This is a genomic window from Lentzea sp. NPDC060358 (assembly GCF_042725365.1).
GTDB lineage: Bacteria > Actinomycetota > Actinomycetes > Mycobacteriales > Pseudonocardiaceae > Lentzea.
The window spans coordinates 1-22,636 of the sequence record NZ_JBHXCW010000073.1; the positions used below are offsets into that span (position 1 = coordinate 1).

At 72.1% G+C, this 22,636-nt stretch carries 25 protein-coding genes; 12 read left to right on the forward strand and 13 right to left on the reverse strand.

Annotated elements, in window-relative coordinates; all coding sequences use genetic code 11:
• Position 1: 1 nt before the first annotated feature.
• Positions 2-1,207: a cytochrome P450 gene (locus ACFWGZ_RS17660; protein WP_382452580.1), complete on the reverse strand. Its 1,206-nt coding sequence runs from the start codon at positions 1,205-1,207 to the stop codon at positions 2-4.
• 127 nt (positions 1,208-1,334) lie between these two features.
• On the opposite strand from ACFWGZ_RS17660, the gene ACFWGZ_RS17665 reads away from it, so the two are divergent.
• Positions 1,335-1,901 (forward strand): TetR/AcrR family transcriptional regulator, encoded by a 567-nt coding sequence (locus tag ACFWGZ_RS17665; RefSeq protein WP_382452581.1) that lies wholly within the window; start codon positions 1,335-1,337, stop codon positions 1,899-1,901.
• Here the strand turns inward: ACFWGZ_RS17665 and ACFWGZ_RS17670 are convergent.
• From ACFWGZ_RS17670 to ACFWGZ_RS17685, 4 genes are all read right to left on the reverse strand, one after another.
• Positions 1,867-3,099, reverse strand: a complete 1,233-nt coding sequence (locus tag ACFWGZ_RS17670) for a CynX/NimT family MFS transporter (RefSeq protein ID WP_382452582.1) — start codon at positions 3,097-3,099, stop codon at positions 1,867-1,869. The genes ACFWGZ_RS17665 and ACFWGZ_RS17670 overlap by 35 nt on opposite strands.
• A 62-nt stretch (positions 3,100-3,161) precedes the next feature.
• Positions 3,162-3,494, reverse strand: a complete 333-nt coding sequence (locus ACFWGZ_RS17675) for a hypothetical protein (protein WP_382452583.1) — start codon at positions 3,492-3,494, stop codon at positions 3,162-3,164.
• Between the two features lie 265 nt (positions 3,495-3,759).
• Entirely contained in the window at positions 3,760-4,029 is a 270-nt protein-coding gene (locus tag ACFWGZ_RS17680) for a hypothetical protein (RefSeq protein WP_382452584.1), read from the reverse strand.
• Positions 4,030-4,036: 7 nt separating this feature from the next.
• Entirely contained in the window at positions 4,037-4,354 is a 318-nt protein-coding gene (locus ACFWGZ_RS17685; RefSeq protein WP_382452585.1) for a hypothetical protein, read from the reverse strand.
• A gap of 209 nt (positions 4,355-4,563) precedes the next feature.
• Here ACFWGZ_RS17685 and ACFWGZ_RS17690 point away from each other — a divergent pair, with 209 nt between their 5' ends.
• Together ACFWGZ_RS17690 and ACFWGZ_RS17695 are read left to right on the forward strand one after the other, a co-directional pair.
• Positions 4,564-5,061, forward strand: coding sequence for an SRPBCC family protein (locus tag ACFWGZ_RS17690; RefSeq protein ID WP_382452586.1), 498 nt, complete (start codon positions 4,564-4,566; stop codon positions 5,059-5,061).
• Positions 5,062-5,256: 195 nt separating this feature from the next.
• Complete coding sequence (locus ACFWGZ_RS17695; protein ID WP_382452587.1) at positions 5,257-5,907, forward strand: transcriptional regulator; 651 nt, start codon at positions 5,257-5,259, stop codon at positions 5,905-5,907.
• Here the strand turns inward: ACFWGZ_RS17695 and ACFWGZ_RS17700 are convergent.
• The 6 genes from ACFWGZ_RS17700 to ACFWGZ_RS17725 all read right to left on the reverse strand — a co-directional run bounded on the left by ACFWGZ_RS17700 (position 5,904) and on the right by ACFWGZ_RS17725 (position 14,891).
• The gene (locus tag ACFWGZ_RS17700; protein ID WP_382452588.1) at positions 5,904-6,404 is read right to left on the reverse strand and encodes a DUF4232 domain-containing protein; all 501 of its coding nucleotides are present in this window, start codon (positions 6,402-6,404) and stop codon (positions 5,904-5,906) included. The genes ACFWGZ_RS17695 and ACFWGZ_RS17700 overlap by 4 nt on opposite strands.
• Positions 6,405-6,526: 122 nt before the next feature.
• Entirely contained in the window at positions 6,527-8,080 is a 1,554-nt protein-coding gene (locus ACFWGZ_RS17705) for a serine/threonine-protein kinase (RefSeq protein WP_382452589.1), read from the reverse strand.
• Positions 8,081-8,203: 123 nt separating this feature from the next.
• On the reverse strand, positions 8,204-10,375 hold the full coding sequence (locus ACFWGZ_RS17710) for a DEAD/DEAH box helicase (protein WP_382452590.1): 2,172 nt from the start codon (positions 10,373-10,375) through the stop codon (positions 8,204-8,206).
• A gap of 76 nt (positions 10,376-10,451) precedes the next feature.
• Positions 10,452-11,687: a DUF1501 domain-containing protein gene (locus ACFWGZ_RS17715; protein WP_382452591.1), complete on the reverse strand. Its 1,236-nt coding sequence runs from the start codon at positions 11,685-11,687 to the stop codon at positions 10,452-10,454.
• A gap of 4 nt (positions 11,688-11,691) precedes the next feature.
• Positions 11,692-12,969 carry a DUF1800 family protein gene (locus ACFWGZ_RS17720; RefSeq protein ID WP_382452592.1) on the reverse strand — a complete coding sequence of 426 codons (1,278 nt, stop codon included), beginning with the start codon at positions 12,967-12,969 and terminating at the stop codon, positions 11,692-11,694.
• Between the two features lie 77 nt (positions 12,970-13,046).
• Positions 13,047-14,891, reverse strand: a complete 1,845-nt coding sequence (locus ACFWGZ_RS17725; RefSeq protein ID WP_382452593.1) for a diguanylate cyclase domain-containing protein — start codon at positions 14,889-14,891, stop codon at positions 13,047-13,049.
• Positions 14,892-15,135: 244 nt separating this feature from the next.
• Here ACFWGZ_RS17725 and ACFWGZ_RS17730 point away from each other — a divergent pair, with 244 nt between their 5' ends.
• Positions 15,136-16,035, forward strand: a complete 900-nt coding sequence (locus ACFWGZ_RS17730) for an AAA family ATPase (protein WP_382452594.1) — start codon at positions 15,136-15,138, stop codon at positions 16,033-16,035.
• 47 nt (positions 16,036-16,082) lie between these two features.
• Here the strand turns inward: ACFWGZ_RS17730 and ACFWGZ_RS17735 are convergent, their stop codons facing one another.
• Positions 16,083-16,865: an isocitrate lyase/phosphoenolpyruvate mutase family protein gene (locus tag ACFWGZ_RS17735; protein ID WP_382452595.1), complete on the reverse strand. Its 783-nt coding sequence runs from the start codon at positions 16,863-16,865 to the stop codon at positions 16,083-16,085.
• Between the two features lie 208 nt (positions 16,866-17,073).
• Here ACFWGZ_RS17735 and ACFWGZ_RS17740 point away from each other — a divergent pair, with 208 nt between their 5' ends.
• The 3 genes from ACFWGZ_RS17740 (at position 17,074) to ACFWGZ_RS17750 (ending at position 18,791) form a co-directional block, all read left to right on the forward strand.
• Positions 17,074-17,736 carry a TetR/AcrR family transcriptional regulator gene (locus ACFWGZ_RS17740; RefSeq protein ID WP_382452596.1) on the forward strand — a complete coding sequence of 221 codons (663 nt, stop codon included), beginning with the start codon at positions 17,074-17,076 and terminating at the stop codon, positions 17,734-17,736.
• 197 nt (positions 17,737-17,933) lie between these two features.
• Positions 17,934-18,614 (forward strand): DNA-binding response regulator, encoded by a 681-nt coding sequence (locus ACFWGZ_RS17745; protein ID WP_382452597.1) that lies wholly within the window; start codon positions 17,934-17,936, stop codon positions 18,612-18,614.
• 33 nt (positions 18,615-18,647) lie between these two features.
• Positions 18,648-18,791, forward strand: coding sequence for a hypothetical protein (locus tag ACFWGZ_RS17750; RefSeq protein WP_382452598.1), 144 nt, complete (start codon positions 18,648-18,650; stop codon positions 18,789-18,791).
• Between the two features lie 20 nt (positions 18,792-18,811).
• Here the strand turns inward: ACFWGZ_RS17750 and ACFWGZ_RS17755 are convergent, their stop codons facing one another.
• Positions 18,812-19,240, reverse strand: coding sequence for a VOC family protein (locus ACFWGZ_RS17755; RefSeq protein ID WP_382452599.1), 429 nt, complete (start codon positions 19,238-19,240; stop codon positions 18,812-18,814).
• A gap of 103 nt (positions 19,241-19,343) precedes the next feature.
• On the opposite strand from ACFWGZ_RS17755, the gene ACFWGZ_RS17760 reads away from it, so the two are divergent.
• The 5 genes from ACFWGZ_RS17760 to ACFWGZ_RS17780 all read left to right on the forward strand — a co-directional run bounded on the left by ACFWGZ_RS17760 (position 19,344) and on the right by ACFWGZ_RS17780 (position 22,517).
• Positions 19,344-20,207 (forward strand): helix-turn-helix transcriptional regulator, encoded by an 864-nt coding sequence (locus ACFWGZ_RS17760; protein ID WP_382452600.1) that lies wholly within the window; start codon positions 19,344-19,346, stop codon positions 20,205-20,207.
• Positions 20,208-20,348: 141 nt separating this feature from the next.
• A complete protein-coding gene (locus ACFWGZ_RS17765; protein ID WP_382452601.1) occupies positions 20,349-21,098 on the forward strand; it encodes a glycoside hydrolase in 750 nt (249 codons plus the stop codon).
• A gap of 177 nt (positions 21,099-21,275) precedes the next feature.
• Positions 21,276-21,734: a hypothetical protein gene (locus ACFWGZ_RS17770; RefSeq protein ID WP_382452602.1), complete on the forward strand. Its 459-nt coding sequence runs from the start codon at positions 21,276-21,278 to the stop codon at positions 21,732-21,734.
• Positions 21,731-22,216, forward strand: a complete 486-nt coding sequence (locus tag ACFWGZ_RS17775; RefSeq protein WP_382452603.1) for a hypothetical protein — start codon at positions 21,731-21,733, stop codon at positions 22,214-22,216. The genes ACFWGZ_RS17770 and ACFWGZ_RS17775 overlap by 4 nt, the downstream gene beginning before the upstream one ends.
• Positions 22,203-22,517, forward strand: coding sequence for a winged helix-turn-helix domain-containing protein (locus ACFWGZ_RS17780; RefSeq protein WP_382452604.1), 315 nt, complete (start codon positions 22,203-22,205; stop codon positions 22,515-22,517). Before ACFWGZ_RS17775 ends, ACFWGZ_RS17780 begins: the two co-directional genes overlap by 14 nt.
• Positions 22,518-22,636 lie beyond the last annotated feature (119 nt).

Here is a 22,636-nt window from a genome sequence, read left to right on the forward strand (position 1 = left end):
GCTACCAGGTGACCGGCAGCTGGTGGAGGCCGTAGATGGCGGCGTCGTGCTTGAACGGGAGCTCGCCGACCCCGGTGGCCAGCGCGAGCGAGGGGACGCGCCGGAACAGGGTGTCGAAGACGATCTGCAGCTCCAGCCGGGCGAGGTTCTGACCGAGGCACTGGTGCGGGCCGAACCCGAACGCGAGGTGGTGGCGCGCGCCGCGTTCGACGTCCAGCCGGTCCGCGTCCGGGAACACCCGCGGGTCGCGGTTGGCCGACAACCCCAGGGCCAGCACGCCCTCACCCGCCCTGATGAGCTGCCCGCCGACCTCCACGTCCTCGACGCACAGCCGCGCGGTGCCCGCGTCGACGATCGTGAAGTACCGCAACACCTCCTCGACCGCGCCCAGCGTCTTGCCGGGATCGTTCCCGATGATCCCGAGCTGGTCGGGGTTGTCCAGGAACGCGACGGTGGCCAGCGAGATCATGTTGGCCGTCGTCTCGTGGCCCGCGACCAGCAGCAGGAACCCCATCGCGGCGAGGGAGGACCGCCGGTAGGTGCCCGCCTCGCGGAGCTTGACGACCTGCCGGCCGAGCAGGTCGTCCGGCAGGTCCCGCTCCTTCTCCGCGACGAGGTCGTGCAGGTAGCCCTGCAGGGCGACGACCGCCGCCTGCCGGTCCTGCGGGGAGGTCGTGCGGCTGATCAGCCTGGAGGTGTTGTCCTGGAAGAACGCGTGGTCGGCGTAGGGCACGCCGAGCAGTTCGCAGATCACCAGCGACGGCACCGGCAGCGCCACCGCCTCGACCAGGTCCGCGGGTTTCGGCCCGGCCAGCAGCGCGTCGACGCGGTCGTCGACGATCTCCTGGATCCGCGGCCTCAGCGCCTCCATCCGGCGCACGGTGAACTCGCCGAGCACCGCCTTGCGCGCCGGTCCGTGCTCCGGCGCGTCCATCTCGATCAGCGTGCGTTCGCGCTCCGGCTGCCGGGTGGACGCCTCTCCCGCGACCAGGGCGGGAAAGCGCGGGTGCTGCCGGTCGGCGCTGAAGCGGCGGTCGTTCAGCACCGTCCGCACGTCCTCGTGGCGGCTGACCGCCCAGGCCCACCCGCCGCCGGGCAACCGGACCCGCGTGACCGGGTCCTCCTCGCGGATCCGCGCGTACTCCGGCGGTGGCGAGAACGGGCACGTGCGGGCGAGCGGGAACTCGTGCTGCCGAGCTGAGGTCATGACTTCCTTCCGGCGCGACGCGTGTCGTCGCGCGAAGCGCCACCTCGCGGCGGTACGCTCAACTGGAGATTGTCTCCACTTCCGAAAATATGGAGATGATCTCCGCTTGTCAACGAGGAGGGACCCGATGTTCGACGGCAAGCCGCTGCGCGCCGACGCCCGGCGCAACCGCGAGGCCCTGCTCGCCGCCGCCCGCAGGACGTTCGACGACGGCGGGTTCTTCGACCTCCGGTTCGACGACTTCGCCCGCCTCGCGGGAGTCGGCGCGGGGACGCTGTACCGCCACTTCCCCACCCGTGAGGCCCTGGCCGAGGCGGTCTACCACGAGGAGGTGGCCACGCTCTGCGCCCGCGCCCACCACCTGCGCGCCACGCTGCCCGCCGGCGAGGCCCTGGCCACCTTCCTGCGCGACCTGGCCAGCCACATGAAGACCCACGAGGGCCTCGCCCGCACGCTGGCCACGATCATGGCGACCCGGTCGGACGTGCTCGCCGAAGGCGGCCTGGCCGTGGAACAGGCCGTCGGCGAACTGGTGGAGGCCGCCGCGGAGGAGGGCTCCATCCGCTCCGACGTGCACGCCGGTGCGGTGATGATGGTGCTGCACGGCATCGGCGCCGCACACAGCCGGCCCGGCTGGCGGACCGAGGTCGACGACGTCATCACCCTGGTGCTGGACGGCCTGCGCCGCTCGTGAGGAGCTCGTCCTCGACGAAGGCGGGCTTCGCGAGCGTGACGGCCGGAACGGCCGTCAGGAGGATGACCGCGAGCAGGAACAGCAACGGCAGCGTCCACCCGCCGCTCACGTCGCGCAGCAGCCCGACGAGAAGGGGCCCGAGCGCGCCGAGCGCGTAGGCGATCCCCTGGGCGAACCCGCTCAGCGCGACGGTGCCGCCGTGCGTGCGGGTGCGGTCGTTGATGAGCACGAGGCAGATCGGGAACAGGATCGACCCGGACCCGATGAGCAGCACCCAGACCAGCGTGAGCGTGGCCGGCGCGAGGAGCAGCCCGAGGTAGCCGAGCACGAAGCAGGCGGTGCCGACGGCGATCAGCCGGCCGACGTTGCGCACCCGCGCGACGACCAGCGGCACGACGAGCGCACCGGGCACGCTGATGAGGCCGGTGACGGCGAGCAGCACACCGGCTTCGGTCGGCGTGCTGCCGGCGATGTCGCCGAGGATCTCGGGCAGCCACGCGAAAGCCGCGTAGGTGCAGATGGTGCTGGTCGAGAACAGCACGGTGACCGACACCGCCACCCGCGACCGCCACAGCCCCGTGACGACGGCGGAGGGCCGGGACTCGACGGTCGCGGTGGTTCTCGGATTCCGGGCGAGGACGACGATCCACGGGACGAGAGCGACCACCGAATTCACCGCCCACATGCCGAGCGAGATGCGCCAGCCCACCTGTTCGGCCACCGGTGCGACGACCGCGGCGGGCACGGCCGTGCTCACACCCACGATGCAGCCGTACACGGCGGTCAGCAGCGCAATGCGGTCGGGGAAGTACCGCCGCACGACCGGCGGCAGCAGCACGTTGCCGATGCCGGTCCCGGCGAGCGCGACGACACTGCCGGCAAGCAGCACCCCGAAGCCCGGGGCGAACGCGCGCACGAGATGCCCGGCCGTGAGCAGGAGCAGCGCCAGCACGATGCCGCCGCCGAGGCCAAGGCGGCGGGCGACGTACGGGGCGATGAACCCGAACACGGCCAGCAGGACCGGCGGCAACGTGCCGAGCAGTCCGACGCCGATGTTCGAGATCGGGATGTCCACCCGGATGTCACCGAGGATCGGCGAGACGGCGGCGACCGCCTGACGCAGGGTGAGTGCCAGCAGCGCGATGCCGAGCAGGGCGGCCACGCGTCCCGCCCACAGAGGAGGCTGGCTGCGCTCCATTCCCCCGACTCTAGTGGAGTCGGACGGAGTGCTCTTCGTCATGGAACGCGACGTCGAACGCTTCAGAAGTCCGTGATCGAAGGGGGATCGTCTCGCCGGGAAAGATCGATGTCGACGCGCCCCGAGGTCCACGCGGCGACAGCGGCCTTGACCTCGCGCCATTGCTGGTCGCTCAACAGTCGCGAGTCCACCAGGTGCATACGCTTGGGAGACTTCGTGCTCGCCCACAGAGCGGGTACGGAGTCGAAGGTGCCGACCGTGAATTCCGCGTCGACGAGGTCGTTCCACGCCACTGTCTTGGGATCCACCCAGGTACTGCCTTGTTTCCGGTAGACGCTCAGCCCGGTGGCGTTCGCCGTCACCCGCACCCGGTCGCTGATCACTTCGACGTCCACGGGAGGCGGAGGCACCTTGGCGGGGCTTGGTCGCCGTACCACCTGCGCAGGCTGCACCGGTGGCGGAATGTCCGCAGCTTTTCCTTCTTTTGTGCGCTTCCTGGTTACCAGGACACCCGACAGCGCGATTCCGACTACGGCAACCAGTACCCACAGGAGCGTCACGCTCTTCAGCATTGTCTTGCGGTGCGAGGTTGGAGTCGTTCCAGGGGCCTGAACACCCGGATAGCGCACTAATGGTCAGTCGAATGTCTGATTGCGCGGATCAACGAGCGCACAAGCCGCAGGCTTGGGCTGCCCCACCGACTTCGTTCAGTGCGAAGGTTTCGAGCTCGGCCCGGGAACCGCACACCTTGAGGTATTCCGCGGTCCACTGGCGGCCTCGCGCGGGGGTGCCGGTGATGGTGCGGCAGGTCGCCCGGTGCAGGACCAGGTAGGACGGCCGCGGGGTGCGTTCGGTGTTCAGCACGTACAGGTCCGGATGTGCCGCCAGCCAGCGCTGGTAACCGGCGTCGTCGTTCGAGAACCTCTGCATCCGACCATCATGCTCCGCCACCGGCGTCGGCGCTGCCGTTCCACAGCAGGTAGAACGTGGACCGGGGAACAGGTGAGAGGCCGGGTCCGGCCAGGTCGAGAGGCTGGTCCGTGAGTCCGCCCGCGTCGTCCTCCAGCAGCCGCCACCAGTAGCGGTGAGTGCCGGACGAGTCCATCACTATCTGCTTGACCGCCACGGTCTCGTCGCCGACGGCGACGGTCTCCCACAGCCAGCGGCTTCCCTCATCGACCAGGCCCTCGTGGTCCACGTACTCGTAGTGCTGACGGGGCTGCGAACTCTCGTCCAGCGCCCGGTACCGCGCCACGCTCGCGCGGAACGCAGCCTCGGTCTCCTGGGGCCAGCTTCGTTGCGCTGCCAGCCGCCTGTGGTGAGCTTCGACCTCTGGTGGAAAGTCCGTCACGTGTGGAGTACGCCGACGCACGGGCCGAACCCGCCGCACCGGTGCCGTTCGGCGCGAGGGTGTGTACTGACAGGTGACTGCCTGCGCCGGGCCCGGCCAGCGATGCTCGTCCCATGACGACAAACAGCGTTCCGATCACCGTCTTCGCCCGCACCACCACCAGCCCCGCCCACACCCACCGGGTCATCGTTCCCGTCGACCTCGCCGCGGTGTTCCAGCCCTGGGGGCCCTTCCCCGGCGTGGCCGAGGTGCGCGGCCAGACCGGTCCCTGGGACGAGCCCGGGACCTCGCGCCAGACCTGGTTCACCGACGGCTCGAAGGCCGATGAGCGGCTCACCGAGGTCGTCGACGGGTACGGGTTCGCCTACGAGCTGAGCGGGTTCACCAACGTGCTGGCCCGGCTGGTGTCCGGGGTGCGCGGCGAGTGGTCGTTCCTGCCCGACGGGGACGGCACGTCGGTCCGGTGGACCTACGAATTCCGGCCGTTGCCGGGGCGGCGGTGGATCGTGGCCGGGCCGTTCAAACCGCTGTGGGCGCGGTACATGCGGGCCGCGCTCGCCCGGATGGTCACCGTGGTGCAGGGCGCTCCCGGTGCGATCATGCAGGGGTGAGCGACTTGGGTTTCGGTGCTTTGGTGCGCGGGTGGCGGGATCGGCTCGACCCCGCCGACGCCGGCTACGCGCGGTCCGGGCGGCGGCGGGCTCCCGGGCTGCGGCGGGAGGAGCTCGCCGAGCTGGCGGGGTTGTCCCTCGAGTACGTCCTGCGGCTGGAGCAGGGGCGGGCGACCAAACCCCTCCGCCCAGGTGGTGTCGGCCCTCACCCGTGCGCTGCGGTTGTCCCCCGCCGAACGGGACCAGCTCTTCCGGGCCGCCGGTCTGCTGGCGCCGCGTGACCGCACCGTCGGGACGCACGTGCCGCACAGCATCCGGCGGCTGGCCGACCGGCTCGGCGATCTTCCGATCGGGGTGTTCTCCGCCGACTGGAGTCTGTTGTGGTGGAACGACACGTGGACGGCGCTGCACGGTGATCCGTCCGCGCTGCCGGTGGCCGAGCGCAACCTCGCCCGTGCCCTCTTCGGCACGGGCGAGGGTCGCCGGCACCTGCGGCCGGTCACGTCCACGGCCGGGCCGTACGCGTTCGAGACCGCGATCGTCGCCGACCTGCGGGAGACCGTGTCGCGGTATCCGGCCGACGCGGAACTGGCGGCGCTCGTGGCCGGGTTGCGCGCCGCCTCGCCCTTCTTCGGCGAGCTGTGGACGGTGGCGAGCATCGAGCAGCTCACCGGTGACGTCAAGACGATCGGCCATCCCGAGCTGGGTGACGTCACGCTCGACTGCGACGTGCTGACGGTGCCGGGGGTCGACCTGCGCATCGTCACCTACACGGCGGCCCAGGGCACCACGGGCGCCGAGCAGCTCGAACTGCTGCGCGCGTCCCGGCTCAGCGACGCCCGTTAGCGGTACCAGGCGCGGACGCCCAGCTTTCCCGTGGTGCCGAAGTCGAGGTGGATGTTCCCGAGCGGCGGCAGGGCGACCAGCGGTTGCCGGGTGGCACCGGGGGAGGTCGCCAGTTCGACGTGGTCGGCGACCTGGGACGGGTCCAGCGTCGTCTTCCAGTTGTGCCACACGAACTCCGTGGCGGCCGTCTCCCCCGGCAGCACGGTGATCGGTTGCGGCGGGTCGCTGAAGCCGGGCATGATCGACACGCCACGAGCTCCGTCGACGACCTCGACGTCGAGCGGCAGGTAGTCCCGGTCGAACAGGCTCACCTGCGGATAGCCGTTGAGCTGCAACGGTTCCGCACCGCAGTTGGTGACCTCGACGGACAACACGCGCAACCCCGTGGCAGCCTCGCCGTGGTCCGAGGTGAACCGCACTCCGGCGGCGCAGTCCGGGTCCTCCGCCGCCTGCACGGCCGGTGTGCTCGCGAGCGCGCCGGCCAGAACCGCTGTCACTGCAAGGAACTTGCCCCCATGTCTCATGCCGTCGAGCATGCCACCGGTCGAGCGGTTCGGGGTGAAACCTTCACAAGACCTCCACGAGGACACCGAGTCCACTGTGGAGTCCCTTCCCCGCCTCAGAACGTGATCGTGCAGTTCACGACGCTGTACTTGTCCGCCACCACGTCGCGCCACTCGCGGTTCCACGTGCCGCCGGCTTTCGCGCAGATGCCCGGCGCCTTGGCCCGCGCGTCGTCCTCGTCATCGATGACACCGCCGGCGTCGATGTCCAGCACGCGCTCGGTGGTGGGCTCGAACACGAACGCGCACGTCACCATGCTGTACTCGCCCTCGGTCTGCCCCGGGGTGAACCACGCGACGTTGAACTTGCCGCCCACCTGCTCGCAGATGGCCGGTCCCTTCTGCTGCGCCTCGTCGTTGCCGAACAGCGGGCCGCCGGCGGGGATCGTCAGCACGCGGGTCGTCGTCTGCACAGCCGGTTTCGGCGCGCTGGAGGTCGTGGTCGTGGTGACGACGGGCTGCGAGGGGCTCGGCTTCGGGGAGCTGGACGACGTGGAGGCGGTCGACGACGTCGACTTCACGTACGGGTACACGATGACGCCCGCCGCGGCCAGGGCGATCAGGACGAGGGCCGTGAGCACCCAGCCGCGCCACCGGCCGGGCGGCCGGGCCGGGGCCGCCGGAGGCCGGGGCGGCGGGAACTGGGCGTGGTCCGGCATCACGCTTGTGCGGCGCGGACCGGTCGTCGAGGCGTCCGATCGTTGCAACCTCATAGTCGCTTCGGCGTCCGGAGCGCTGATCTGAACGGACGGACGCGGTTCGGTCACGGCGGTCCGGGCGGCCGTGGCCAGCGCGCCGGCGGTCGGGAAGCGGTGCTGGGGGTCCTTGGCCAGCGCGCGGGTGACCACGACGTCGAGTCCCGGCGGGAGGCCGGGCCGCAGGGCGCTGGGGCGCGGCGGCGGGGTCTGGAGGTGGGCGAACATGATCGCCATGTTGTTCTCGAGCGGGAACGGCATCTGCCCGGTGAGCAGCTCGTGGAGCACGCACCCGAGGGCGTAGACGTCCACCGGCTTCTGGAAGGCGTCCCCGGTCGGAACGGGTTGCAGCCGCTCGGGCGCGGTGTAGGCGGGGCTGCCGAGCGCGGCGTCGCCGGTGGTGGTCTCGAGCGAGTTGTGGGCGATGCCGAAGTCGATGAGGTAGGCGAACTCGTCGGCGCCCGCGCCGAGCACGATCACGTTGGAGGGCTTGACGTCGCGGTGGATCAGGTTCTCGGCGTGCGCGGCGTCGAGCGCGGACCCGATCTGCCCGACGATGTGCACCGCGCGGGCCGGGTCGAGCGGCCCCTCCCGGCGCAGGAGGGTGCCGAGGTCGGCGCCGTCGACCAGCCGCATGTCGATGAACAGCTGGCCGTTGATCTCGCCGAAGTCGTGGATCGGGATGATGTGCGGCTCGCGCAGGCGGGCCACCACCCGGGACTCGCGCCGGAACCGCGCCTGGTAGCCCATGTCGGAGGCCAGGCCCGCCGGCAGGATCTTCAGGGCGACGGTGCGCTCCCTGACCGTGTCGTAGGCGCGGTAGACCTCGCCCATGCCGCCGCGGCCCAGCAGCGACTCCAGGCGGTACGGACCGAACTCCCGGGTCGCCGAAGAAGAACTACCAGGATCGATCACTTCGTCGCAGACCCTTCGCGTGTCCCCAGAACGGGGAGCGGTTCCACGGTCACCGTACCAGTCGGACGAACGCGCACAGCGGTGCGCCAGAGGAGGAAACTGGCCTGGCGGGTCTCGATTTCCTCAGAGACCGAGACGCTGCTGTTCCGCCTTCACGACCTGCTGCTCCACCGACATCGCCGAGTCCAGCGCGCTCGCGTGCGAGTGCTTCGTGTCGCTCTCGCGGGCGTAGTGGTCGAACAGCAGGGTCTTGTGGTAGCGAATCTCCTGCACCCGCGCGTCCACGCTGTCCTTGACCAGCAGCCGGTGCACGTGGACCTTGCGGACCTGGCCCATCCGGTGGCACCGGGCGATCGCCTGGTCCTCGGTGCTGGGCTTCCACTGCGGCTCGGTGATGATCACCACGGAGGCCGCCTGGATGTTGAGGCCCACGCCGCCCGCCTCGATCTGGGCCAGCAGCACCGCGTGGCCCTCGCGGGCGGTGAACGCGTCCACCATCTCCTGCCGGCCCTGCGCGGACGTCGCGCCGGTCAGCGGGCCGAAGACCTCGGTGCCGGAGACCTCGGCCCCGGTGACCCCGGTCTGGGCCGCCACCGCGTCGAGCACGTCGTGGAAGTAGGAGAACACCACGACCTTCCAGCCGTTGTCCCTCGACTCCTCGACGATCTCCAGCAGGCGCGCCAGCTTCGCCGAGCCCTGCGCCGTGGCCGGGGTGTAGGCCGCGCGGCGCATCGCCATCAGGTTCCCCGCGCGCACGGCGTCGAGGTAGGCGCCCCGGTCCTGCTTGCCGAACTCGACCCAGTCCTCCACCTCGAGCAGCTCCGGCAGCTCCCCCAGCACGTCCTCCTGGTTGCGCCGCAGGTACACCGGCGCGACGACGCGGCGGAACGCCTTCGCCCCCACCACGGCGTCGATCGAGCCCGTGCGGGCCGCCACGCCGGGCTGGAGGTAGGCGACCAGGTTGCGGAACTCCTCGACGCGGTTCTCCATCGGCGTGCCGGTGAGCAGCACCGCCCGTTCCGCGCGCTGCACGACCCCGTTCACGGCCCGGGAGCGCTGCGTGTCCGGGTTCTTCACGTAGTGCGCCTCGTCGACCACGACCAGCGTCGGGCGGAACTTCTTGGGCAGCACCAGTTTCGGCAGCGTGCCGAACGTGGTCACGCCGACGCCGCCCTGCGCCAGCCACTCCCCGACCGCGCCGTCGCGGCCGGCACCGTGCAGGCGGTGCGGCACGAGGTCGCTGTGCCGGGCGATCTCGTTGACCCAGTTGACGACGACGCTCGCCGGGCAGATCACCAGGAACCCGCGCCGGCCCTGCGCGGCGAGGCTCGCCATCACCGCGATGGCCTCGATCGTCTTGCCCAGCCCCATCTCGTCGCCGATGATCACGCGTTTGCGGGCGAGCGCGAACTTGGCCCCGAACACCTGGTAGCCGCGCAGCGACACCTTCAGCCGGCTGGTGTCGAGCGTGGTCGCGTCGACCTCGTGCTCGATGTCGGCGGGGACGAACCCCTTGGCGGCACTGCGATCCGGCGCCGCCCCGGTACCGGAGAGGTCGGCCAGCAGCGTGTTGTAGGCGGCCGCGTCGAGCTCGTAGTCGCGCCACAGGGCGCGGTGGTCGAGGTCCGGCACGCGCAGCTGCGTGCCGACCGCGCGCAACGCCGCCACGTCGCGGCTGGCCAGCAGGCTCTCGAGCCGGCCGAGCGAGTCGAGGGCCGACCGGCGCTTGCGCGGTGAGGAGAAGAACATCCGCAGCCGGCTCCAGGCGCGGGTGGCGGCGCGCACGTCGGCGTCGACCCGGCCCAGCACGTCCCCGATCGCCTCGCCGAGCGGGCCGACGAGCTGGTTCGCCCTGCGCAGCTTGGACATCAGCTGCAGCAGCTCGGTCTGGCCGTGGTCGGCGCGGTCCGGGTTCAGCCGGACGGTCGTGTCGCGCGCGACGCCCTCGGCGAGGGCCCGCGCGGCCCGCACGATCTGCTCGGCCGACTGCCTCCCGACGCCGGGGACGCCGTCGAGCTGCTCCGGGCGCGCCCGCGCGACGTCCGCGACCGTGCGGTACCCGGCGTCCTTCAGCGTGCTGAGCCGCAGGTTCGCCGTGGTGTCGCGGAGCTTGTCCACCGGCATGGCCGCGAGCCGCTCCGCCACCAGCGCGCGCAGCACCGCCTGGAACTGCTCGGTGGCGAGCGCCAGCAGCCGCCCGGGTTCGGCGCGCACACCGGCGGCTTCGGCGCGGAACGCCTCCGCGGCGGCCAGCAGTGCGCGAGCAGGCTTACCGACCTTCGACGAGGCGTCCACCCGTGTCCTTTCGTCAGGCTGCCCGAGAGTACCCAGGACAGACCTGCCGATATTCCTCGGGACCGGACTCGGCTCGTCAGGTGAACAGGCCCTGCACCTGGCCGGTGTGGTCCTTCAGCACCCGGCCGGGCTCGGTGCCGAGCACGCGGTCGAGCAGGGTGGCGTAGACGTCGCGGAAGTCGGTGGTCTGCTTGAGGTCGCCGTCGTCGAGGTCGGTGAGGCTCGGCTGCGCGCCGTGGAACCCGCCGCGGACGTTCGCGCCGAGCAGGAACACCGGCCCCGCCGTGCCGTGGTCGGTGCCGTCGCTCGCGTTGGCGCGCACCCGCCTGCCGAACTCGGAGTAGACCAGCACGGTGGCCCGTTTCCCGACCCTGCGGACGAACGGGGTCAGCGCACCGTCCAGTTCGGACAGCAGCCGCTGCTGGGTGGCGCGTTCGTCGGAGTGCGTGTCGAACCCGCCGAGCGAGGCGGAGTAGACCCGGCACGGCGCTCCGGCCTCGATCAGGCGGGCGACCACGTCGAGCTGGGCGCCGAGCGCTCCCCCACCGCCGGCGGAGGACCCCTTGTCGCGCTGCTCGTCCGGGTCGTCGCTCGGGATCTGCCCGCCGGCCGGGTTGCCGGTGAGGGTCGTGGCGGTGTGCCGGACGTCGGCGATGGACCGGGCGACGCGCGCCTGCCACTGCTCCTCCCCCTCGACCGGTCGCCCCAGCGCGGTGAAGGCGTCACCGAGCGGGCCGGACGGCAGCTTCAGGCCGTTGAGCGGGAACGACGCCGCCGCGGTGCGTTCGCCGGCGAGCAGCGGCGGCAGCAGCGGTTCCACGGACAGCGCGCGCAACGGGTCGTCGCCCGCCGTCTCGTCGAGCCAGCGGCCCAGCCAGCCCGACGGCACCGACGTGCGCGGGGAGGCGGTCTGCCAGATCGCCATCGAGCGGAAGTGGCTGTGGTCGGGCTGGGCGTAGCCGACCCCGCGCACGATGGCGAGGCCCTGCTCGTCCCAGAGCTGCTTGAGGCCCTTCATGCCGGGGTTGAGGCCGAGCCCCTCGCCCAGGCCGAGCACCTCGTCGGGCCGGTAGGCCAGGTCGGGGCGGGCGTCCTGGTAGGCGCGGTCCTCGGCCGGGACGACGGTGTTGAGGCCGTCGTTGCCGCCGTAGAGCGTGACGACGACCAGCACGCCCTGACTCGGGTCGAGCGGGGTGTCGGCGGCGGCGCTCATGAGGTCGTCCCAGTTCACCTTCGTGGCGCCGAACGCGAGGGCGCCGGCGGCGGTGACACCGGACAACGTGAGGAATCGGCGTCGGGTCAAGGTGTCCACGATCTCACCTGCTCACTACGTACTCGGGGGCGTTCGCCGCGACGACGACGAGCTGGACGGGGTTGCCGGCGACCTTCTCCAGCGCCGCCCTGGTCCGGTCGGACCAGGAGTCGACGCCCAGCAGGCGCCGCACTCCCCCGACCTTGTCCGCGCCGCCCAGGGAGGTCTCGAGGTCCGCGCGTTCCGCGACGAGCTTCGCGAGGTCGAGCCGGGAGGGCCACGCGGCCGTGGTGAGCCACGCCCCTCCCGCGGGCCAGCCGCCGACGCTCGGGGGCCGGAACGGCACCTGGCCGAGGCCGCGCAACGAGCGCAGCACGGTGTCGGCCTGTTTCCTGGTCAGGTCGCGCGGTTTGACGCCGAGCGCGCGCATCAGGCCCACGGCCCAGTCGACGGGTTGCTTCACCAGCACGTTCGCGGAGTCGCGGAACGCGGGCTCGGAGGCGAGCGCGCGCAGGAACGAGCCGGTGTCCCGCCGGAACGCCGTGACCAGCCGGGCGAGGACGTCGGCGGCGGGCGGCTGCCCGGACACGAGCCGGAACCACATCCGGCCCGCCACGAACTCCGGGCTCTCCGGCCGGTCCAGGATGAGCGTCATCAACGACTGCGCCGTGTACCGGTCGGTCTTGCCGAACACTCTCTTCGCGCCGTTGTCACGGCGTTTGGCCACGAGCTCCGCCTTGCCCGAGTCCGCGCGCACGGTCCAGCCGGTCAGCGAACGCGCGGCCTCCCGCACGTCGACCTCGTCGTAGTGCCCGATCCCCAGGGTGAACAGCTCCATCAGCTCGCGGGCGAGGTTCTCGTTGGCCGCCCCGACGCGGTTGTCGTTGCCGTCGAGCCAGACGAGCATCGCCGGGTCGACGACGAGGGCCTGGGCCAGGTCCGCGAACGGCCCGAGGCCGAGCCGCCGGAACGTCTCGTTCTGCGCCAGCATCAACCGGGGCGAGCGCACCTTCTGCTCGCTGGTGGCGAAGTGCCCGTGCCAGAACCACGTCATGCGTTCGGCGGCCGGGCTGTCGGTGGTGACCATGCGGTCGAGCCACCACACCGCGAGCGCGTGCTCGTCGTCCGATCGCTGACGTGCCGCGTCCTTCTTGGCCTGGTTGTCGCCCTTGGCCGGGCGGGGAGGGCTGGCGGGCTGCGGCGCCGCCACGCCGGCGGCACCCCCGGACAGCAGGGCGTCGAGCGCGACGTCGTACGGGCGGTCGAGATCGCCGGGTCGCGGCCCCACTCCGATCCGGTCGTGCAGCCTCCTCACCGCGGCGCGTTCGTCCAGTTGCACCATGACCGACAGTGTTGGTGCCGGCGCCGCGATGTGACCAGACCTCACGCGGATCTTCAGAGTCGCTTCAGCGGCGCCGCTCAGCCCGGGGAGAAGACCCGGCCCACCCAGACCTCGGCGTCCTGCTGGGTCGCGTACTCGTCGAGGTACGGTCCCGCCGCGACGACGACACCCAGCGAGAACAACCGGTCCGCGTGCGCCTGCGAGGCGACCCCGTGGGCGCCGACCTTGACGCCGAGCTCGTCCGCGCGCCCGACCAGGTGCCGCACCTGGCGCAGCGCCCACTCCGGCGGGTCGTCGCCGGCGACCGCGGCCACCACCGGCCCGACGAGCATCGCGCCGGGCACCGGCAGGTCGAGCGAGGAGACCAGTTCGAGGTCGGGCAGTCCCGCCACGTCCAGGATGAACACGACGCCGAGCCGCGCCAGCACGCCGATCGACTCCTTGAGGTCGCCGCGCACGTCGAGCAGAGAGGCGCTGTTGGTGCACAGCATCAGCCGCCGCGCGTCCAGGCCGTGCCGTGCGAGCTCGCCGCGCACGATGCCGACGAGGTCCGCGTCGATCGCCATCCGCTGGGGCAGGTTCAGGCACACCACCGGTGCCCCGTCGCCGAAGCGGTCCCGCCAGTCGGCGGCGGTCTCCACCGCCTCCGCCAGCAGGTGGCGGCCCAGCGGCACCGTCATCCCGGTGAGCTCCGCGAGCGCGTACACCTCGTCCGCGCGCAGCCGGCCCGCCTGCGGGTGCGACCAGCTCAGGCAGGCCTTCAGCGAGGTGATGACCGGTGCGTCGGGCAGCACGACCTGGGGCTGGTAGACGATGCCGACCTCGCCGGTCTCGATCGCGCCCGCCAGCGACGCCGCCAGGAAGTACCGGTCGCGCGCCGCCCGGTCCGTCTCGGGGTCGAAGAGCACCCACTGCGACTTGCCGAGCTCCTTGGCGCGGTGCAGCGCGACCTCGGCGGACCGCAGCAGCGAGCGGTGGTCCGTGCCGGCCGCGTCCGCGACGACGATCCCCACGCTCGCGCTGACGCCGACACCGGCCGTGCCGTGGTAGACGGGCTCGGCGAGCTTCCTGATCATCTCCTCGACCTGCGCCACGACGGACTGGTGCGTGAGCGGCCCGCACATCGCCACCGCGAACTCGTCGCGGAACAGCCGGGCGAGGAAGATCCCCTCGCCGGCGAAGACCAGGCGAAGGGTGCCCGCGACCGCGCGCAGCACCAGGTTCGCCACTTCGGGGCCGAGTCCGTCGTTGATGACGCCGAACCCGTCGAGGTCGAGGAACAGCAGGGCGACCTGCTCGCCCGCGCCCGCGGCGGCGACCATGCTCTCGACCTTGGACCGCAGGTAGGCCTCGTTGGGCAGCCCGGTCAGCGAGTCGTGCAGGGTCTGGTGCCGGAACGTCTCCTGCAGCTGCCGGAGCTCCTGCACGTCCTCGAGCAGGAACAGGACCGCCGCGCCGGCACCCGGCAGCGCGGTGGCCGACACCCGGACCGTCCTGCTCAGGGCGTCCGCGACGCTGATCTCCACCTCGCCGTGCGCGACGTGGCCGGGCCGGGACCGCACCTGCGCGAGCGCGTCGGCCAGCAGCCGGCGGCTCGGTTCCGCGGCGGCCAGGTCGCCGATTCCGAACCCGGTGGGCGCACCGACTTCGGCCGCCGCGGCGAGATCCGCGAAAACGGGATTCGCGGTCACGACGGTTCCGGTCGTGTCGGTGATCGCGGCGGCCGCCGGGCACGCTTCGAAGAACGCGTCGAACCGGCGCCGCGCATCCGTTCCGGAATGGTCGCGTTCCCGCAGCAGCTCGGTCAGCCGATCGGCGAGCAATTCCTCCTGCTCCGCCGCCGACCGGCCTGGGACCCTGAGATCAGCCACCCATTCGCGTGCCAGTTCGGCCACGTCGGGCGCGCTGTCTGACTCGGTCACGCGGACACCTCACACCAAGTCGTTCCCACCGCACAAGGGTATTGGTCACCCTGTTCGACCAACAGGGTGACCATGTTTGAAACGCCTCCGGTGAAACGTTCGGGACAACCTACCCGATCGGTTCGAATTCCGGCTGAAATTCGACGGCGGCGGGTGTTGCGAAATTCGATGCGACGTGGATTCGAGTGCCATTTGCCGCGATAAGCTCGACCGGTTCGTCTTCACCACCTCGCCGGGAGGACAAGTGCTCCGTTTCGCCCCGAGTCCCGCCCTGACGCGACTGGAGTGGGTCCTCGACGGCCTGGACGGCAGCCCCGGCTGGGGAGCCGACGCGGCCGACGTGCTCGCGGAGGCGTTCGCCGCGTTCATCGCGCCCGGGAAGTACGTCGAGGTCACCCGTGCCCGCGCGGCCTCCTACGCGCCGGTCACCGTGGTCGGGCTCGACGTCGCCGAGACCACCGCGCGGGCGCGCCTGCGCTGCCACGACGGCAGCGTCGACGTCGTCACCTGCGTCGTCGAGCCCGCGCCGCACCGGATCGCCTCGACGTGGGTGGCGGGGCTCGTGCCGGCCGGCCTGACCCCACGACTGCCGGCCGACTTCACCGGCCACGACCTGCCGCCGGCTCCCGCCGCCCGGCTCGTCGTGTTCTCCGGGGTGCCCGGCAGCGGCAAGAGCACCCTGGCCGACGCGGCGGGGGCCGCGCTGGGGATCCCGGTCTTCGCCACCGACTGGCTGCTGGGCGCGCTGACCCCGTTCGGCGGGTACCACTTCGAGGACGCACTGGCGATGGCCGAGGAGCAGCTGACCACGCTCGCCCTGCGGCAACTGGGCGCGGGGCAGTCGGTCGTCCTGGACCACCCCACCGAGGACGTGGCGACCAGGGACCGCTGGCGCAGCCTCGCACGCGGTGCCGGGGCGCAGTTCCGCGCCGTCGTGTGCCACTGCTCGGACCCGGAGGCGCACCGCGGCCGGCTCGAGGGCCGCAGCCGCGCGATTCCCGGCTGGCACGACGCCGGCGACTGGTCCGACGTGCGGCGGCGGCTGGCGGACTTCCCCTCCTGGCGGGGAGAAGCGCTGTCGGTGGACACCGCGCGGCCGCACGAGCAGAACCTCGCCGCGGTCGTCCGGCACATCACCGCCTGACCGCTGGTCCTTTGTGGAATCTTTCGACTCCACAAAGGACCAGCAGGCTAGTTGAGCGGACGCGTGCCCTCCGGGACACCGCCGCCGCGGTGCACCGACTCGACCAGCTCCGCCAGCGCGGTCAGGGCGACCTGCTGCGACAGCGGCCCGTACGACACCCGCGCCACGCCCAGCTCCTGCAGGCGCGCCAGCGGCGGGATGCCGGGGATGCCGATCAGGGTCAGCCGCTGCGGGCCGAACGCCTCGACCAGCGCGCCCACCTGGTCCTCGTCGAGCCTGCCCGGCACGAACACCACCGGCGCGCCGGCGTCGAGGAACGCGCGGCCGCGCTCGATCGCGTCGGCGAGCACCTCGGCCGGGTCGCGCCCGCCCGCCTTCACGAACGCGTCCGTGCGCGCGTTGAGCACGAAGTCGTGGACGCCTTCCGCCTGCGCGGCACCGATCGCCGCCTGCACGGCCTTCACGGCCTCGGGCAGCGGCTTGAGCTGGTCCTCGAGGTTGGCCCCGGCCGCACCGGCGGCGATGGCGCGGCGCACGGTGTCGCCGGGGTCGCCGTAGCCGGCTTCGAGGTCGGCGGTGACCGGCAGCGCCGTGGCGGCGGTGATGCGCCCGACCTCGGCGATCATCTCCTCGACCGGGATCTGCTCGCCGTCGGGGTAGCCGCGGCTCGCGGCGATCGAGTGGCTGGCGGTCGCCAGCGCCTTCGTGCCCGGGACGTCGGCGACGACCTTGGCGGTGATGACGTCCCACACGTTGACCACGGTGAGCAGTTCGGGGTCGGTGTGCAGCCGCAGCAGCCGGGTGGCGAGCTCGGACGGGTCGGCGGTCATGGGGTCCTCTCCGTGCGCGGTCAGGACGCGGCCCGGCTCCGGTCGGGGAGCGCGGGGTCCTGTCCACGGTGCACGGTGCCACCCGGCACCGCCGGAGCAATCCCCCGAACGTGTCACCCGGCCGCCCGAGCCGGTTGTTGACCTCCACCGCGTGTGGGTTCAATACACCGGGGTCGGACGCACCGACGAGGACGGGCGGGGTCACACTGTGGACGGACGAGCCGCGCGCTGGGCGGGACAACGCGAGACCCGCCGCGCCGAGGTCGTGGCGGCCGCACTGCTCGCCATCGCCGAGCACGGGCCGCAGGTGTCGACCGAGCAGATCACCGACCGCGCGGCCATCGCCCGCCCCACCCTGTACCGGCACTTCGCCGACGCGGACGACCTCCACGACGCGGTCGCCCGCCGGATCGGCGAGCTGCTGGTCGGCGAGCTGGCCCCGACCATGCGCCACCCCAGCGGCAGCGCACGCGAGATCATCGGCCGGATCGTGCGCACCTACGTGGCGTGGTTGGCGGGCAACGACCACCTCTACCGGTACCTGGTCTCCCGGTCCCTGGCCGAGCAGCAACCGGCCGCCGCGGTGCGCCTGCGCGTCGGCGAGCAGCTGCGGGAGCTGCTCGGCTCCTACGTGGTCCTGCTCGGCGGGGACGCGCGCGTCGTCGACCCGCTCGCGTTCGGGCTGATCGGCATGGTCGAGACGGCGGCCCTGCGGTGGGTGACCTCCCCCGATCCGCTGCTCGACCGCGACGGCCTGGTCGAGCACCTGACCGGCTGGGCGTGGGGCTCGCTCGACGTGGCCCTGCGGGCGATCGGGGTCGAGCTGGACCCGGACTTCCCGCTCCCGGAACTGCCCCGCCACGAGGGCTGAACGCGCAGTTCGCACGGTGCGTCGCCAGCGCGCGGCTCGTGATTGTTACTGCTACAGTCATGTAGCCCTTACTTCGAGTTCCCCCCATTCAGCCCAGCACGGAACTACCCGAACGGCACCACCATGATCGACTTTCCGCCCAGTGCACCACCGGCCGGCCCGAACCCAGGGGACGCGCACCGGGTTGGCGGACTCCTGTGACGCCGACCTGCGCCGTCGTCCACCGGGTGCTGGCCGCGGACGCCACCCCCGTGTTCCGCGAGGGCCTGCGCACGGTCGTGCAGCGCACGATCGGCCTGGAGTGGGCGGGCGGCACCGACCACCCCGACGTCATCCGCGACACCGTGCGCACCTGCCGTCCGCACGTGGTGCTGCTCGACAGCGCGATCGACCCGCGCAGCGCGCTGGCGGAGGAGCTCGTCACCGCCCACCCCCGGCTGCGGGTGGCGATCCTGTTCCGCGAACGCGACCACACCCCCGCCTCCGTGCGGGTGGCGCGGGCGGCCGGGGCGCACTGCCTGCTCAGCAGGGAGACCGACGCGGCGAGGATGTTCCGGGCGATCCTGCAGGCTCCACTGTCCGGCTGCTACGTCGATCCCGAGCTCGTGCTCGCCCTCGCCGTGCCGGGCCGGCGCCCGTCCGGGTCCGATGTGCTCACCTCGCGGCAGCGCCAGACCCTCGCCCTCGTGGCGGAGGGCCGCAACGACGAGGGCATCGCGCGGAGCCTGGACGTCGCGGTGACGACGGTGCGCACCCACGTCCGCGAGATCCGGCGGCGCCTCGGGGCCCACGACCGCGCCCATGCCGTCGCCCTCGCCTACCACGTCGGAATCCTGCCGCTGCACCGGAGGACGGCGCAGCGCGACGAGCTCGGCTGAGCCGGGGGTCCGGTTCCGCCGGCGTGCTGGAACGTGAGCACGTCCACCGGCCGGATGCCGGGTGCGGTGGCGAGCAGGCCGTCCGCCGGTGGCCCACGCGGCACGCTGCGCGAGCTGGTGCGGCGGCGGCGCGGGCCGACCCCGGAGGCGCTGCGCAACGGGGTGAGGAGCGACTGAGCCGGTTCCGGCCGCCTCGGCTACCCCTCGCCGCGCGCCGCGCCCGACTGGCTCAGCTCGATGACCGTGCCGACGTTGTCGGTGACGAAGGCGATGCGCCGCCCGATCTCGGGCACGTCCAGCGGACCGCCGACGAGCGGGACGCCGAGCGCCACCACGCGGGCCACCGCGGCGTCGAGATCCGGCACGGCGAGGCAGAAGTGGTGCAGGCGCGCCGGGTCCAGGCTCGTGAGCACGTCGCGGGTCGGTGCGCCTTCGCGCCGGGACGCGCCGGCGACGAGCTCGATCCGGACGTCTCCGGCGGTGAGGAAGACGAACGTCGTGCCGTGGGACTCGAAGCGCTGCTCGACCTCGAAGCCGAAGGTGCGGGAGTACCACGCGATCGTGGGGTCGAGCTCCGCCGCCGTGACGGTGATGCCGATGTGGTCGTGGGAGAACGTGAGGGTCATGCACCGAGGTTCGCCCCCCGCCGGACCGGCCACCAGGGACGAGGTGTCGGTGGGAAGATCCGTACCCCTGTCCCGGGCACGCCCGGGTGTGACAATCGGTGCCGTGACCGCTGACATCGCGAGGCTCGGCCCGATGCTGCGCACCTGGCGCGGCCGGGTGTCGCCGGAGGCCGCCGGGCTCTCGAGCGGGCACCGGCGCCGACTCGCGGGGCTGCGCCGGGAGGACCTCGCCGACCTCGCGGGCATCTCGGTCGACTACGTGGTGCGACTGGAACAGGGGCGCCACACGACGCCGTCGCCGCAGGTGACCGCGAGCCTGGCGCAGGCGTTGCAGCTCACCGACGCCGAGCGCGACCACCTCTACCGGCTCGCCGGGCTCGCGCCGCCGTGCGCCGGGGAGGTCTCCGACCACCTCCCGCCCGGCCTGCACCGGCTGCTGTCCCGGCTCGGGGACGCCGCGGTCGCCGTGTTCGCCGCGGACTGGCAGCTGATCTGGTGGAACCGCGCCTGGGCCGCGTTGCTGGGCGACCCGGCGCCGACGCCGGTGGCGTTGCGCAACTTCGCCCGCGACACCTTCCCGGTCGACGGGTCGGCGCCCCGCCTGGCGCACTGGCCGGTGGTCCCGGTCGGTCAGCAGGACGTCGAGGCCTCCGTCGTGTCCGACCTGCGCCGCGCCACGGGCCGGTTCCCGCGCAGCACGCGGCTGGCCGACCTGGTCCGCGACCTCTCCGCCGGCAACCCGCGGTTCGCGCGGCTGTGGGCCTCCGGCGCGGTCGGCGCGCACCGGGAGGACCACAAGGTCGTGCACCACCCGGCGGCCGGGCCGATCACCGTGGACTGCGACGTCCTGTCCGACGGCGACGCCGAACGCAAGATCGTCGCGCTGACCGCGGCCCCCGGCACCGAGGACGCCACCCGGTTCCGGCTCGCCGTGGTGTCGGGGATCTCGCGCGGCCCACTGTCCTAAAAGGGCGGTTGAGGCCGCGCACTTCGCTGTGCCGCAGTCGATTCGACGCGCATTCGACGGTTCGGCACCCGCAAACCCTGCCGGGCCGCGAGGAGCGCGGTACGTTGGGAGCGCTCCCAGAACCCTGTCTTAGGAGTCACCATGCGAAGGACCTTCCGTGCCGTCGCTGCGGCCGGCCTGCTCGTCGCGAGCGCGTTCGCCGCGACGGCGGGGCCGGCCCAGGCCGACGTGACCATCTGCGACCAGTACGGGTCGACCACCATCCAGGGCCGTTACGTGGTCCAGAACAACCGGTGGGGCACCTCGGCTCAGCAGTGCATCAACGCCACGTCGTCCGGTTTCCAGATCACCACCCAGCAGGGCTCGGCCCCGACCAACGGGGCGCCGGTGTCGTACCCGTCGGTGTTCCTCGGCTGCCACTACACCAACTGCTCCCCCGGCTCGACGCTGCCGATGCAGGTCAGCAGGATCCGCAGCGCCACGTCGTCGATCAACTACCGCTTCGCGGGCGGCACCTACAACGCCTCGTACGACATCTGGCTGGACCCGACGCCCAAGACCAACGGCGTGAACCAGATGGAGATCATGATCTGGTTCAACCGCCAGGGCTCGATCCAGCCGATCGGCAGCGCCGTCGGCAACACCACCATCGGCGGGCGCAGCTGGCAGGTGTGGCGCGGCAGCAACGGGTCCAACAACGTGATCTCCTACGTCGCGCCGTCGGCCATCAGCTCCTGGTCGTTCAACGTGCTCGACTTCGTCAACGACGTGCGCAACCGCGGTGCCATCACCAACTCCTGGTACCTGACCAGCATCCAGGCCGGTTTCGAGCCGTGGAACGGCGGCGCGGGCCTCGCGGTCGACAACTTCTCGGCCTCGGTCAGCGGCTGAGCCGGACCGGCGGGCACCTGTCCGGCGCCCGCCGGTGCCTCACCGCCGCGATCGTGGCCCCTCTTTCCCCTTGGAGGCGAACTTCCCCGTCCTGCCAGGCTTGAACGGCATCACTTGCCTGAGTGGAAAGTGACAGGTACTTTCTACTCAGGCAAGTACTTTCCCAAGGAGGATGAGATGTCGCTCAAAGACCTGGGACCTGCACGAACCCACAACCGCGCGCAGGTCGAGGGCCTGCCGGTGTGGTACTTCGTGCTCGCCGGTTCGCTGGTGGCCAGCTACGACATCAGCCAGCAGTTCGGCTCGGCGTACCCGCTCGTCGCGGCTCTGCCGCTGGTGCTCGCCGTGGCGCACATCGCGCTCTGGTTCACGGTGCTCTCGCGCCGCCGCGAGTTCATCCGCTCGGTCTGGCGCTCGAAACAGGCGCGCCTGCTCGCCGTGCTGCTCTTCGCCGTCCGGCTGGGCCTGCAGCTGCTGCTCACCAAGGTGCTGGACGAGTCAGCGCCCCTGCACAGCTACGCGCACCTGGTGATGGGTCTGGCCCTGCTGGTCCTCACGACCGCGGGCGCGTGGTTTGACCAGTGGCTGATCTTGCGCACCCTGAATCAGGACCGGGACCAGACGGAGGAACGATGACGCATCCCACGCCCGAAGAGGCCGCCGCCGCCCTGAACACGGTGCGGCAGGGCAAGGAGCAGGTGATCAGGTCGGCGGCCGGATCGCGCGGGCTGTGGATCGGCTGCGGCCTGGCGCTCTTCGCCTACTGCGTGGTGATCGACCTCTTCCCCGCCGCGAGCGGCTGGCTGACCTGGCCGTTCGTGCTCGGGTGCCTCGCGCTGTCGTTCGCCCTGCGCACGCGGGCCGGCGGCGCCCTGTTCGGCCGCCCGGTCGCGGTGTCGAACCGCAGCCTGGCCGTCGGCCTGCGGTGGCGGCTGCTGCGCATGGTGCCCGTGATCGCGATCGGGATCGTCGGCGCGCTGATGATCGCGTGGCTGCACGTCCCGCACGCCACGATCTACTATGGTGCGCTGGCCGGGCTCTACGTGGTGTTCCTCGGTCCGAGGTTCCAGCTGTGGTTGGTGCGCAGGCAGGACGAGGTGAGTGGTGGCCGAGCTTGACCAGCTCCTGCTGGACCCGACGAGACTCGCCATCGTCTCCCTGCTCACCGCGGCGGAGTGGGCGGAGTTCGGGTTCGTCAGGGACTCGGTGGGGCTCTCCGACTCCGCACTGTCCAAACAGGTCACGACGCTCTCGAAGAGCTCCTACGTCGAGGTGCGCAAGGGGTACGTGAACAAGCGGCCCCGGACCTGGCTCAACCTGACCGACGCCGGCCGCGCCGCGCTGAGCGGGCACATCTCGGCGTTGCAGGCGATCGCGGAACGGGCCAGGGCCGGGGGCGCGAGCCACCCCCGCGGCTGACGCGACCCCGTTGTCCCGCTTCGGAGGCCGAGGCCCCGGCACTCCCGGCGCCGCCGGCATCGTGGCCGCCCTGTCCTGGTGGCAGAAGGCGAACCGAGACAGGCGCACCGGGGAACGAT